The following is a 13,126-nucleotide window of genomic DNA, read 5'->3' on the forward strand; positions in this document are numbered from 1 at the left end:
ACAAGCCGATGATGTACACCTATTAGGTTTCAGCATTTTAATGACTACTTGAAACCTGAAGTTAAGCCTTTCCCCATGGCTGTTGCACGAGTCTTGTGTCAGGTTCAAGCCTTTGACAAGGAGCATTCGTATGACTATTCGATGGGGGCTTTTCGCCTTGGCCTGGATGACACCTCTGGCCTGGGCCGAACCGCCGGCCAAACTGTTCTACACCTCAGAGACAGACTTCACCGAGATGACGTTGACCCTGAAAAAAGCCCATGCGCTTCAACCCGAGTCCATCGATGTGCAGGTGACGCTGACGCCTGATGCCCGGGCACGGACGAAAGCGTTGACCCTGTCGGCCATGCACAAACAAATGACGCTGTACGTCAATGGTCGGCCGCTGAGTACGACGACAGTCCAGGGTGTACTCAACGGTCCAGGCTTGAGGTTTTCCATTCCCAGGCATCAGTTGCTAGAGATGATGCCGTCGCTGCTCAAGTGACGCTTGTGGGGTTGCCGTTCAGCCTACGATGTAAGTCTGTCCGGTCTGCAGGCCTTCCACACTTTTGGCGTAGGCCAATGCCACATCCGTCGCAGGCACCGGCTTGAACCCCCGGAAATAAGGGGCATAGCTGCCCATGGCCTCTACCAGCACGTTCGGGCTGATCGAATTGATACGCAGACCCCGAGGCAACTCAATCGCCGCAGCCTTCACGAAGGCATCTATGGCGCCATTGACCAGCGCGGCGGAAGCGCCGGTGCGGATCGGATCGCGGTTGAGGATGCCGCTGGTGAAGGTGAACGACGCACCGTCGTTGGCAAACTCGCGGCCGATCAGCAGCAGGTTGACCTGGCCCATCAGCTTGTCTTGCAGGCCGAGGTCGAAGTGGCTGGCGTCCATTTCGCCCAGGGGCACGAAGTTGACGCTGCCGGCGGCGCACACCAGGGCATCGAACTTGCCGGTTTGCGCAAACAATTGGCGGATCGACGCGCTGTCGCTGATATCGACCTGAAAGTCGCCGCTCTTGCGGCCAATAGTGATCACTTCATGACGCTGGGACAGCTCGGCCTTGACTGCAGAACCGATGGTGCCGCTGGCGCCAATCAACAGGATTTTCATGGTGTCGTTCCTCCAGATACTCAGATGAGCCTTGAGTCTAGAGTGGTTTTTTCTGCGGATAAGCGCACTAATAGGCAACCTTTGGTTTTCAAATGGAAACAATCCATGAGCGAAATGGATGATCTGGCGGCGTTTGCGGTGTTGATCGAAGCCGGCAGCTTTACCCTGGCAGCCCAGCAATTGGGCTGCAGCAAGGGCCAGTTGTCCAAGCGCATCAGCCAGTTGGAGGCGCAGTTTTCGGTGGTGTTGTTGCACCGCACGACCCGGCGACTCAGCCTGACGGCCGCGGGTGCTGCGCTGTTGCCCCAGGCGCAGGGGCTGGTGATTCAGGTCGAGCGTGCCCGACAGGCATTGGCGCGGCTCAAGGACGATTTGGCCGGGCCTGTGCGTATGACGGTTCCGGTGTCTTTGGGTGAGACTTTTTTCGATGGCCTGTTGCTGGATTTTTCCAGGCGCTATCCGCAGGTGCAGATCGAGTTGGATCTCAACAACAGCTATCGCGACCTGGCCCGGGACGGTTTTGACCTGGCGGTGCGTTCAGAGGTGGCCAACGATGAGCGACTGGTCGCCAAGCCCCTGTTGGCCTGGCATGAAATGACCTGTGCCAGCCCGGCCTATCTGGAGCAATACGGTGAGCCGCTGACGCCGGCCGACCTGGTTGGCCACCGCTGCTTGCTCAACAGCCACTACAGCGGGCGCGAGGAGTGGTTGTATCACCAGCAGCACGAGTTGTTGCGGGTGCGGGTGGATGGCACCTTTGCCTCCAACCACTACAACCTGCTGAAAAAGGCCGCACTGGTGGGGGCCGGTATCGCCCGGCTGCCATCCTATCTGTTGCAGATGGAATTGGCTGACGGCCGGCTTCGTTGGCTCCTGCGTGATTATCAGACCCGCAGCATGCCGATGTACCTGGTCCATCCGTATCAGGGCGGGCTACCACGTCGTACCCAGGTGCTGGCCGATTACCTGGTGGGCTGGTTCAAGCGCAATGGTGAGGCACTGGACCGGCTTTAGCGCCAGCGCCGGGCAATCCAGTGATCAATCGATACCCGTCCTGGCCCCTTGGCCATCAACACCAGTAGCAACGCGATCCAGGTGCCGTGGGTCGGGTACGCGTCGGGGTAGACAAACAGCTGAATCACCAGCGTCATGCCCAGTAGCGCCAGGGCTGAAAAACGCGTGGCAAGCCCCAGTAAAATCAGGATCGGGAAAAAATGCTCGGCGAACGTGGCCAGGTACGCGGCCACTTCTGCCGGCACAAACGGTATCCGGTATTCACTTTGAAACAACGGCACGGTGGAGTTGGCTAGGTGGGGTACGCCGAGTTCGAAGGTGCCGTCTACCAGATCGACGGCAAACCCCTGGACTTTGGTCTGGCCGGATTTCCAGAACACCGCCGCAATGGAAAAGCGTGCGACAAGGGCAATCAGGCTGTAGGGGATTTTCTCGAAGGTTTGAATGACGCGTGCAATCAGACTCGGGGCGGTAGTGTTCATGGTTGTACCTTGATATGGGTGATGGCGCGGTGGCTGATCAGCAGCCCCAGGCATTGGTGCAGGTCAAATTCGCTGGACGCATCCAGGGCATAGGCCACCGCCATTTCCAGAGGCCAGGCGTTGTTCAGGCTGTTGATAAACGTCACGCAACCGGCGTCGATGCAGAACACTTCGACTTCCAGGCCGTTGCGCAGGACCAGCGCACTTTGCCCATGCCATGGATCAAGGCTGGCGACGCTATCGGTGGTTTGATGCGCGGCCCATAACGCCACCACGGCATAGTTCGATTGCAGGGTGGCAACGGATGGATGCAATTGCAGGCTTACGCTGCCCAGGCTGGGGAGTTGTTGCAGTTGATTGATGACGGCATGTGGGTCAGCGACAGGGGTGTCGGCGGCGTGATACGCATTGACCCGCAAGCGCTCCAGCCGAGCGACGTCGGCCAGGTACGGCACAGTGGCGGCGGGGGCGAACCCCTGGATAAAGTCGGCCAAGTCACTGCCGTACTCGTTGAGCAGTGGGCTGGTGGGCGGATACGCCTGGACGTACAGCCCGGCCATGGCCCGGAAAAACCCATCGCCCACCAGTTGCCGGGTCACGGGGTAGCTGTCGAGCAGGGCGTTGATCAACGAACTGTGGACGTTGTTGCGGTACACCGCAAAACGACTGGCGGGATCGGCGCCATTGTTGCTGAACAGGCCATCGGGGCAGGGCTGGTCTGGCGCCAGGAGAGCCTTGGCAAAATCCTCCTGCAGATTCATGAGTGCACCGCCACGGCCAGCAGGTGCCGGTCGGCTTGCTGTACCTCAGCCTGTAATACGTGTAGAGCCGGTACATCGTTGTCACGCTCAATCAGCGTGGCCACCGGCCCGACCCGTTGCAGTGCCTGCTGATACAGGTGCCATACGGCGTTGTCGATGGGCGCACCGTGATCATCAATCAGCAGGCGGTCGCCAAGGTTGTCAGCGTCTTCGGCAAAGCCTGCCAGATGAATTTCACCCACGGCGTGCAATGGCAAGGCGTCAAGGTAAGCCAATGGATCCTGCTGATGATTGATGCAGGACACGTACACATTGTTCACGTCCAGCAGCAAACCGCAACCAGTGCGCCGGATGACTTCGCTGATGAAGTCGGTTTCATCCAGGGTGGAGCGTTGGAACTGCAGGTAGGTCGACGGGTTCTCCAGCAACATACGTCGCTTGAGGGTGGTTTGTACCTGGTCAATGTGTTCGCACACCCGCTTGAGGGCCGCGTCGTCATAGGCCAGGGGCAGCAGGTCGTTGAGAAACACCGGGCCGTGGCTGGACCAGGCCAGGTGTTCGGAAAAGGATTGGGGCTGATAGCGTTCGATCAGTACCGCCAGGCGCGCAAGGTGGACGTGGTTCAGCGGACCTTCGCCGCCGATGGACAGGCCAACCCCGTGCAGCGACAGCGGGTACTGTTCGCGGATCAATCCCAGGTAGTGATGAAAAGGCCCGCCGGCCACCATGTAGTTTTCGGCGTGGACTTCAAAAAAGCCAATATCGGGCAGGGTCGCAAGCACTTCTGCCAAGTGCTCGCTCTTGAGTCCCAGCCCGGCCCGGCGTGGAAGGCCGGGCGCCTGAGCCTGGGCGACATTGGGTAGGGATGAAAGCGTCATCGTCAGTACTCAGGCGGGGGATTCAGGACTTGGCCTTGAAGGCTTCCAATTGACCAAAGCCGGTTGGCGAGGTTTTGCTTTCCATCTTCACGCAGGTGCCTTCAGGGACCAGATTCCAGGCGTTGGCCTGGTAGTCGGTTTTCGAGGTGCCCGCACAGGTGGTGCCGGCGCCTGCGGCGCAGTCGTTCTTGCCTTTGAGGGCGACGCCAAAGCATTTTTCCATCTTCGCGTCGTCAGCATGGGCAACAGTGGTCAAGGTGCTCAGGCTCAAGGCAGAACCCAGGGCCAGGACGAGGGTGGCGGCGGACAGTGAACGGGTGGTCATGGTGTTTCTCCAGCAGTGAGGTAGGTAAGGAAGCGTTTGTGCTTGCTTACCCCACTAGAGAAAGGGGGGAGGGGATTGTTACAAGGGGATCGAAGAAAATTTAAAACAACGCAAATTTATCGGACCACACAAAGCAACTGTGGGAGCGGGCTTGCCCGCGATAGCAGAGTGTCAGCCAATACATCCGGCACTGACACTTCGCCATCGCGGGCAAGCCCGCTCCCACAGTTAGACCCGGTTTATCCAGCAACCGTTTTTAGCCGCCCAGGTAAGCCTCGCGCACTTTCGGATCGGTCAGCAGTTGTTCGCCGCTGCCCTGCATCACTACCCGGCCGTTTTCCAGCACATAGGCACGGTCTGCAATCTTCAATGCCTGGTTGGCGTTTTGTTCCACCAAAAACACCGTCACACCGTCCTTGCGCAGTTGTTCGATGATATCGAAGATCTGCTGGATGATGATCGGGGCCAGGCCCAGGGAAGGTTCGTCCAACAGCAGCAGCTTGGGCTTGCTCATCAGCGCACGGCCGATGGCGAGCATTTGCTGTTCGCCACCGGACATGGTGCCGCCGCGCTGGCTGAAACGCTCCTTGAGCCGAGGGAACAGGTGCAGCACCTTGTCCATCTGCTCCTGGTAGTCGCCCTTGTCGGTAAAGAACCCACCCATGGCCAGGTTCTCTTCCACGGTCAGGCGGGCAAACACCCGACGGCCTTCCGGAACCACAGCAATGCTTTTGCGCATGATCGCCGCTGAATGCTGGCCCACCAGTTCCTCACCCATGTAGCGGATGCTGCCGCTGTGAGCCTGGGGCGAACCGCACAAGGTCATCAGCAAGGTGGATTTGCCGGCACCGTTGGCGCCGATCAGGGTGACGATCTCGCCCTGGCGCACTTCCACGTTGACGTCATGCAGGGCCTGGATCTTGCCGTAGAAAGTGGAAACGTTTTCGAATTGCAGCATTTACGCTTCCCCCAAATAGGCTTTGATCACTTGCGGGTTGTCGCGGATCTGCTCCGGCGTCCCGTTGGCCAACGGCGTACCCTGGTTGATCACGACGATATGGTCGGAAATACTCATGACCAGTTTCATGTCGTGTTCGATCAGCAGCACGGTGGCGTTGTTTTCTTCACGCAGCACACCGATCAACGCCTTGAGGTCTTCGGTTTCCTTGGGGTTGAGACCCGCAGCCGGTTCGTCGAGCATGAGGATCCGCGGGCGGGTCATCATGCAGCGGGCGATTTCCAGGCGACGTTGCTGACCATAGGCCAGGGTGCCGGCCGGCCGGTTGGCAAACTCGGTGAGGTTGACCTTGTCCAGCCAGTACGCGGCGTACTCCATGGCCTCGCGCTCGCTCTTGCGGAACGCCGGGGTCTTGAACAGGCCCGCGAAGAAGTTGGTGTTCAGGTGGCGGTGCTGGGCGATCAGCAGGTTTTCCACCGCGGTCATGTCCTTGAACAACCGCACGTTCTGGAAGGTCCGCACTACACCCTTGCGGGCGATCTCGTGACCGGCCAGGCCCTGGATCGGCTGGCCGTCCAGCAGGATGCTGCCACCGGCCGGCTTGTAGAAGCCGGTCAGGCAGTTGAACACCGTGGTCTTGCCGGCGCCGTTGGGGCCGATCAGCGCTACAACCTGCTTCTCTTTCACGGTCAGGGCCACGCCATTGACCGCCAGCAGGCCGCCGAAGCGCATGCTCAGGTTTTCGACTTTCAGGATCTCGCGGCTCATTTGCGCAGCTCCATATGTGGACGTTGCATGGGCAGCAGGCCTTGCGGGCGCCAGATCATCATCAGCACCATCATGGCGCCGAACATCAACATGCGGTATTCGCTGAACTCACGCATCAGTTCCGGCAACAGGATCATCACGATGGCTGCGAGGATCACGCCCAACTGCGAGCCCATGCCACCCAATACCACGATGGCGAGGATGATTGCCGACTCGATGAAGGTGAACGACTCCGGCGTCACCAGGCCTTGGCGCGCGGCGAAGAAGCTACCGGCAAAACCGGCGAACGCGGCGCCCAGGGTGAAGGCCGAGAGCTTGATGACGGTCGGGTTCAGGCCCAGCGCACGGCAGGCGATTTCGTCTTCACGCAATGCTTCCCAGGCACGCCCGATCGGCATGCGCAGCAGGCGGTTGATCACGAACAGCGCGGCCAGGGCCAGCAACAGGGCGACCAGATACAGGAACACCACCTTGCTCACCGGGTTGTAGGCAATCCCGAAGTACTCGTGGAAGGTCTGCATGCCTTCTGCTGCGGAGCGATCAAACGACAAGCCGAAGAACGTCGGCTTGGGAATGCTGCTGATGCCGTTGGGGCCGCCGGTGATGTCGGTGAGGTTACGCAGGAACAGACGGATGATCTCACCAAAACCCAGGGTCACGATGGCGAGGTAGTCACCACGTAGGCGCAACACCGGGAAGCCCAGCAGGAAGCCGAACGTTGCCGCCGCCATGCCCGCCAGTGGCAGGCAGATCCAGAAGCTCCAGCCCAGGTAATGCGAGAGCAGCGCGTAGGTGTAGGCACCCACCGCGTAGAAGCCCACATACCCCAGGTCGAGCAGGCCGGCCAGGCCCACCACGATGTTCAGGCCCAGGCCCAGCAGCACGTAGATCAGGATCAGGGTGGCGATATCCACCGCACCTCGGGAGCCGAAGAATGGCCAGATCAACGCGGCCACGATCAGGCCGATGATGATGTAGCGCTGGGTGCGCGGCAGGGTCAGGAACTGGCTGACCTTGGGCGATACCAGCGGGCCACGATTGGACTTGAGCAGCGCCCCGACCTGCTGGGTGAACAGCACCCGCAGGAACATCAGCACCGAGCACAGGGCAATGATGGTCAGGGTTACTGGCCCGGTGCCGTGTACTTCAAGGTTGATCCCGACAATGCTCAACTTGAGCCCGAGTACCGGAAAGGCCACGGCCCATACCAGCAAGGCGCTGAAAAACGCCGATTTAAGATATCTGCTCATACTTTCTCAACCTCCGGACGGCCCAGGATGCCGGTCGGCCGGAATAACAGCACCAGAACCAATAGACCGAAGGCCACCACGTCCTTGTACTGGTCGCCGAAGATATCGGCCCCAAAGGCTTCGGCCACACCCAGCACCAGCCCACCGAGCATGGCGCCCGGAATACTGCCGATGCCGCCCAGGACCGCCGCAGTGAAGGCCTTGAGGCCCACCAGGAAACCGGCGTTGGGGTTGATCACGCCATACTGCATGCTCAGCAACACGGCGGCGACAGCGGCCAGTGCGGCACCGATGACGAAGGTCAGGGCGATGATGTTGTTGGTGTTGATGCCCAGCAGGTTGGCCATCTTGATGTCTTCGGCACAGGCCCGGCAGGCGCGCCCCAGACGGGAGCGGGAGATGAACAGGGTCAGGCCCAGCATCGCCACCAGGGTGACGACGAAGACCAGGATCTGCATGTAGGAAATCAGCACTTCTTGTGCGCCACCTGGGCCGAAGGAAATACTCCCCGGGATCAGGTTGGGAATGGACTTGTCCTTGGAGTCCTGGGACAGCAATACGGTGTTCTGCAGGAAAATCGACATGCCGATGGCGGAAATCAACGGGATCAGGCGGTTGCTGCCACGCAAGGGGCGGTACGCAACGCGTTCGATACTGTAGCCGTAGGCACTGGTTACGACGATTGACGCAAGGAACGCGGCAGTCATCAACAGCGGCAGGGAGTGGATACCCATCATGGCCAGCCCGGCAATGGCAATGAAGGCCACGTAGGAACCAATCATGTACACCTCGCCGTGGGCGAAGTTGATCATTCCAATGATGCCGTAAACCATTGTGTAGCCAATGGCTATCAAGGCATAGGTGCTGCCAATGGTCAGGCCATTAACCAGCTGTTGGAAAAAATGATAGATCTCAGGCATTACAGCGCTCCTAAAAACCCGATACGCATTTCACTGGTGGAGTCATCTTCCAGCCCGGTGCTGTGTTCTGTGAGCACATTTGCACCAAGCATTTGCCAGCGAACCGCTGGTGACGGTTTTAAGATTTTCAGGTGAACCAGCGCCCGGATCGCGGGTGCGTGGCCCATAAACCTCGTAAAACAAAACCCACTGCTTGCACAGTGGGCTTGTTGTCCAGTAACGCCTGGCTTACTGAGGGGAAACTTCGGTTTTTGGTTGACCGAAGTGCCATTCGTAGACCACGAACTTGAAGTCCTTCAGGTCGCCCTTGGCATCGAAGCTCAGGTCGCCGGTCGGGGTCTTGAAGGTGCCTGCGTGGATGGCCTCGGCCACTTTGGTGGTGTCTTCGCTTTTCGCGGCAGTGATGCCGCCAGCGATGATTTCAACTGCCGAGTAGGCTGGGAACACGAACGGGCCGCTTGGGTCTTTGCCGTCAGCCTTGAGTGCGTCGACGATTGCCTTGTTGGCAGGGTCGGCGTCGAAGGATTTCGGCAGGGTGACCAGCAGGCCTTCGGAGGCTTTCTGGGCGATTTGCGAGATGGAGTCGTTGCCGACGCCTTCCGGGCCCATGAACTTGGCTTTCAGGCCTTTTTCCTGGGACTGGCGCAGGATCAGGCCCAGTTCTGGGTGGTAGCCGCCGTAGTAGACGAAGTCGACGTTGGCTTGCTTGAGCTTCTGGATAATCGAGGAGAAGTCCTTGTCGCCGGCGTTCAGGCCTTCGAAGACGGCGACTTTCACGCCTTTTTCTTCCAGGGTCTTCTTCACGGCAGATGCGATGCCTTCACCGTATTGTTGCTTGTCGTGCAGTACTGCGACGACCTTCGGCTTGACGTGGTCGGCGATGTAGTTGCCGGCCGCAGGGCCCTGGGCGCTGTCCAGGCCGATGGTACGGAAGATCAGCTTGTAGCCACGGGCGGTGATATCCGGGCTGGTGGCAGCCGGCGTGATCATGATCACACCTTCGTCTTCGTAGATATCGGTAGCGGGTTGAGTGGAGCTGGAGCAGAGGTGGCCGACCACGAACTTGACGCCGTCGTTGACCACTTTGTTGGCTACGGCAACGGCTTGTTTAGGATCGCAAGCGTCGTCGTATTCCTTGGCTTCGAGCATCTTGCCGTTGACACCGCCTTTGGCGTTGATGTCCTTGATGGCTTGCTTGGCGCCCATGAACTGCATGTCGCCGTACTGGGTCACAGGGCCGGTCTTGGGGCCGGCAATACCGATCTTGATGGTGTCAGCTGCGAACGAATGGCTGGCAACCCCAGCCAGGACCATAGCGGCAAACAGTTTGGAAATCTGCTTAGTAGCCTTATTCATAGTGCTCCACTCTTACTGTTGTATTTTTTATAGTTCTAGCGGCCTTGTGAGCTGCAGAACCGGATCAGATATCTCGGATATCCCCCCGGCGGCGGCCTGGCAACTGTACCGGTACAGTGTAGAGCGCCGGTTGATCGCTTGAAAAGCTGGCAACTGGGGGCAAACGCCGGGCGTGTCGCTTAAATGAAAGAAAAAGACAGAATTGCGGCGGGCTTATGCCAGAGTTTCGGGCAATCCTTGGCATTCCTGACACTTTCAATCGGTGCCTCAATTGCTACTGGGTTTTTCTGGGGAAGTCTCGACGGTATCATTGCGCCGATTTTTTCCTCAGGTGAGTTCCCATGACGCAAGAACCTAGCACCCTCTATGCCAAGCTGCTCGGCGAAACCGCGGAAATTTCCTGGAAGGAGCTTGAGCCGTTCTTCGCCAAGGGTGCCCTATTGTGGGTCGAGGCTGGCCTGGATTTGATCGAGGCCGCCGAGGGCATGGCCGAAGACAATCGTGACAAAGTGGCCGCCTGGCTGGCCTCGGGGAGCCTTGGCGAAGTGTCTGCGACGCGGGCGTTGGACTTGCTGGAGCGTGATCCGAACCTGTGGGCGGTGGTGGTTTCACCGTGGATTCTGATCCAGGAAAGGGCATCGAATTAAGTGATGGCACCGAAATGGTGCGCGTTTTACCCGGTTAGAAGTGTGTAGCGGAGTAACCGCTTTCACCATGATGGCAACTGGCCGTGAAGAAAGGTCACAGGCGAGGGTGACGTAAACGTCATGGGAACAGTTTTGCGGGCCGCGAATGGCTCGGGGAATTGTTTCTTGGTGTGGCAAGGTTGTGGATATTTGTCGCCTGGCAGACCGCTTTCGCAGGCAAGCCCGCTCCCACATTGTGATGTGTGAATACATTCAAAATGTGGGAGCTGGCTTGCCTGCGATGGCCGCGCCTCGGTCTAGGCGGTCTTGCCCGTATGGTTGTTCAAGGAGATCACCTTAGTCTTGCCAATCCTGTGACGGTAGATCTCACGCAAGTACTTGATCGCCTTCTTCACGCAATCGCGCGACAGACGGATGTCGTTGATCGAGACAAATTTCTCTTTGTCATTGATCAGCTCGCGGTACTTTTTCTCATACATCGGCTTGATCGCGTACCAGTTGGTATCGAGGATCTTCGCCGGGTTTTCGAATTCGTTGAGCAACTCGTCGATACGGTCCTCGTCGAAGTCTTCGTGGATGATGAAGTCCAGGATCGAGTTGTCCAGGGTCTCGTCGAAACGGTATGGGTTGCGGGCAAAGCAGCGTTTGATAAAGGCCACGATCAACGTCAGGAAGTCATCCGACAGGCACGGGCTCTTGGCGATCAGCGTGGTCAGCGACAGGTTGGCCGATGCACCGATCACCAATGCATAACGCTTGAGGGTGGTGTTGGGGAACAGGCTGTTGAGGTGAGTCTTGAGCCGGTTCAGGTCCATATAGGACAGCTTGTAGTCCTTGGGCAGGGAGACGATGGACACCACCGACGAGCAGTTCTTGAAGAAGTGCAGGTCATGCAGGGCCGCCGCGTCGTAGCCGGAATTCTTGTACTGCTCCAGCGACGCCCGATAGCGCTTGGATTCGATCGGCAGCAGGCTGATGCCTTCGATGGCCTGGGTGACCTTGTTGAAGTGGGGCAGGTCGATGGAGCGGAAGAACAGGTCATCGATGTTCAAGCGCTGCGGTTCTTTTTCGAACACCTTGAACTTGTCATTCGACGGCGGTGGGGTCTCCGGGACCACGGATTCGGCATAGGCAATCGCCACCGGCCCGGCCAGGCTCATGAACAGGTCGTTGGCGTCCAGGCGAATGGTTTCGCCGATGTCGATGCCGGCGCGGCGGAAATAGTTCTGGTCGTAGTCGGTGGTGACCGCCTGGGCCGTCAGAATGTTGAAGATCTGCTGTGAGATGTACTGGTTGGCGTGTTTTTCCATGGCATTGACGTCAATGTTCTGGATGTTGCCATCATCACTTTCTTCGGCGTAACGCATGATGTCGTTGGAGATCAGCATCATGGCGTTCCACGGGCGAATACGCCCTTTGACGCTGGCTTCGCTGCTGTCTTCATTGTCGAAGTTGTACGAGAAGTCCCATTCCTCCGACAGGTACTTGCACAGCAGCCGTCCGGCGTTGATGTGCAGTGCCTCGGACATTTCACTGCGGTGGTCAGAGATATTCGGCAGCACACAAATGCCGCTGGTGAAAATCGGCTCGAACACAAAGGCGTGGCCGCTCTTGCTGTCGTGCTCGTCGGCGGGCTTGGTGTCGAAGGTCTTGTTCATGTACGAGTGTTGCTGGGCCAGGCCAAACTCCGAGGCCATGCCCGAGCCGGTACCGCCACCGGCGCTGAAAATCGAGAAGTACAGGCGCGACTGGTTGGCCTTGATGCCACAGGAGTCGATCAGGTACGAATGGATCATCTTCCAGTCGGGGCTGGAAAACCGCTGGGTGTCTTTATTGAGGATGATCTTGGCCAGGTACTGGCCGAGGATCGGTGCGTTACCGGCGCCACCGGCATGGACTTCCGACAGGTCCATGATTTTCATCTTGCTGTAGTCGCGTAAAAAGCCGCTTTTCTCACCCTTGCGCGAAAAGCGGATGCGTCCGGCGATGTCTTTGTCGAGGTCGCCGAGCATCACCAAGGGTTCTACCAGGAACACCGGTTTGCTGGCCTTGTTGGCCCCTAGGCGCAAGTTGTTGCGGATCCACTGGGCTGGGCTGTAGCCCTTTTCAACGTAGGACTTTTCTTCGGTGCTGAACTCGTTCAAGTAGAACTTGCGGGCGTTGTACACCAGCTCCGCGACATCCAGGGCAATATTGGAGCCGCAGCGCCCGAGGCCGATCAGGCAGACCGAGGGAAACTCCTGCTCGCTGCGCAACTCGCTGTCACCCTCAAGATGGAGCGGACGCGGGAACACCATGTCGCGCAGGCCATCGAGGTTATCGAGGATGCGATCAGTATTGGTTTCGGTGAAGTACAGGTATTGCTGGGTGGCCAGCGCACGTTGACCGTTCAATGACTTTGGGCCTGAGGTTTTTTCCGCAGGAGCTGTGAGCAACACGTCGGATACCGCAGTAACAGGATTATTTTTAGAAGTCATTGTGCGCCATGTGCCTGGACGGATGGCTGGAAAGCATCAAAGAGCCATCACCTAGTGAGAGTTCGCGACTTTTACAGTGCGTTTAGGCCTCAGCGAGCGGTCTTAACCTTATTGTTTCTAGGGAAAAGCGACGCTGGACTCTCATGAATCGGCCGTTCGTCGGCGTTCTTTAATCAAAATGATGG

General features: G+C 58.4%; 15 protein-coding genes. 4 read left to right on the forward strand and 11 right to left on the reverse strand.

The genetic code is table 11. The features are described 5' to 3' along the window. Positions 1–130 precede the first annotated feature (130 nt). A complete protein-coding gene (locus KL786_RS16160; RefSeq protein ID WP_215518264.1) occupies positions 131–487 on the forward strand; it encodes a hypothetical protein in 357 nt (118 codons plus the stop codon). Positions 488–505: 18 nt separating this feature from the next. Here KL786_RS16160 and KL786_RS16165 read toward each other — a convergent pair whose 3' ends face one another. After that, positions 506–1,105: a short chain dehydrogenase gene (locus tag KL786_RS16165; protein WP_215518265.1), complete on the reverse strand. Its 600-nt coding sequence runs from the start codon at positions 1,103–1,105 to the stop codon at positions 506–508. Between the two features lie 105 nt (positions 1,106–1,210). On the opposite strand from KL786_RS16165, the gene KL786_RS16170 reads away from it, so the two are divergent. Further along, complete coding sequence (locus KL786_RS16170) at positions 1,211–2,119, forward strand: LysR family transcriptional regulator (RefSeq protein ID WP_032858096.1); 909 nt, start codon at positions 1,211–1,213, stop codon at positions 2,117–2,119. Here the strand turns inward: KL786_RS16170 and KL786_RS16175 are convergent. From KL786_RS16175 to KL786_RS16215, 9 genes are all read right to left on the reverse strand, one after another. Continuing rightward, a complete protein-coding gene (locus KL786_RS16175; protein ID WP_032858094.1) occupies positions 2,116–2,601 on the reverse strand; it encodes a DoxX family protein in 486 nt (161 codons plus the stop codon). The genes KL786_RS16170 and KL786_RS16175 overlap by 4 nt on opposite strands. Then, a complete protein-coding gene (locus tag KL786_RS16180) occupies positions 2,598–3,362 on the reverse strand; it encodes an HvfC/BufC N-terminal domain-containing protein (RefSeq protein WP_215518266.1) in 765 nt (254 codons plus the stop codon). Before KL786_RS16180 ends, KL786_RS16175 begins: the two co-directional genes overlap by 4 nt. Beyond that, the gene (gene bufB / locus KL786_RS16185; protein WP_215518267.1) at positions 3,359–4,240 is read right to left on the reverse strand and encodes an MNIO family bufferin maturase; all 882 of its coding nucleotides are present in this window, start codon (positions 4,238–4,240) and stop codon (positions 3,359–3,361) included. Before bufB ends, KL786_RS16180 begins: the two co-directional genes overlap by 4 nt. Positions 4,241–4,262: 22 nt before the next feature. Next, a complete protein-coding gene (locus KL786_RS16190) occupies positions 4,263–4,565 on the reverse strand; it encodes a BufA1 family periplasmic bufferin-type metallophore (RefSeq protein WP_032858087.1) in 303 nt (100 codons plus the stop codon). Between the two features lie 256 nt (positions 4,566–4,821). Next, positions 4,822–5,523, reverse strand: a complete 702-nt coding sequence (locus KL786_RS16195; RefSeq protein WP_029297115.1) for an ABC transporter ATP-binding protein — start codon at positions 5,521–5,523, stop codon at positions 4,822–4,824. Then, positions 5,524–6,291, reverse strand: coding sequence for a high-affinity branched-chain amino acid ABC transporter ATP-binding protein LivG (gene livG, locus KL786_RS16200; protein WP_032858084.1), 768 nt, complete (start codon positions 6,289–6,291; stop codon positions 5,524–5,526). It lies immediately after the preceding gene. Beyond that, entirely contained in the window at positions 6,288–7,541 is a 1,254-nt protein-coding gene (locus KL786_RS16205) for a high-affinity branched-chain amino acid ABC transporter permease LivM (protein ID WP_032858082.1), read from the reverse strand. Before KL786_RS16205 ends, livG begins: the two co-directional genes overlap by 4 nt. Then, the gene (gene livH, locus KL786_RS16210) at positions 7,538–8,461 is read right to left on the reverse strand and encodes a high-affinity branched-chain amino acid ABC transporter permease LivH (RefSeq protein WP_032858079.1); all 924 of its coding nucleotides are present in this window, start codon (positions 8,459–8,461) and stop codon (positions 7,538–7,540) included. The genes KL786_RS16205 and livH overlap by 4 nt, the downstream gene beginning before the upstream one ends. A gap of 228 nt (positions 8,462–8,689) precedes the next feature. Then, on the reverse strand, positions 8,690–9,817 hold the full coding sequence (locus KL786_RS16215) for a branched-chain amino acid ABC transporter substrate-binding protein (protein ID WP_215518268.1): 1,128 nt from the start codon (positions 9,815–9,817) through the stop codon (positions 8,690–8,692). A gap of 183 nt (positions 9,818–10,000) precedes the next feature. On the opposite strand from KL786_RS16215, the gene KL786_RS16220 reads away from it, so the two are divergent. After that, positions 10,001–10,162 carry a hypothetical protein gene (locus KL786_RS16220; RefSeq protein WP_167360813.1) on the forward strand — a complete coding sequence of 54 codons (162 nt, stop codon included), beginning with the start codon at positions 10,001–10,003 and terminating at the stop codon, positions 10,160–10,162. After that, complete coding sequence (locus KL786_RS16225) at positions 10,159–10,464, forward strand: DUF2288 domain-containing protein (protein ID WP_215518269.1); 306 nt, start codon at positions 10,159–10,161, stop codon at positions 10,462–10,464. Before KL786_RS16220 ends, KL786_RS16225 begins: the two co-directional genes overlap by 4 nt. A gap of 296 nt (positions 10,465–10,760) precedes the next feature. Here KL786_RS16225 and KL786_RS16230 read toward each other — a convergent pair whose 3' ends face one another. Next, positions 10,761–12,941, reverse strand: coding sequence for a hypothetical protein (locus KL786_RS16230; RefSeq protein WP_215518270.1), 2,181 nt, complete (start codon positions 12,939–12,941; stop codon positions 10,761–10,763). Positions 12,942–13,126 lie beyond the last annotated feature (185 nt).

The sequence above is a fragment of the Pseudomonas sp. TAE6080 genome, from assembly GCF_018732265.1.
Lineage (GTDB): Bacteria > Pseudomonadota > Gammaproteobacteria > Pseudomonadales > Pseudomonadaceae > Aquipseudomonas > Aquipseudomonas brenneri.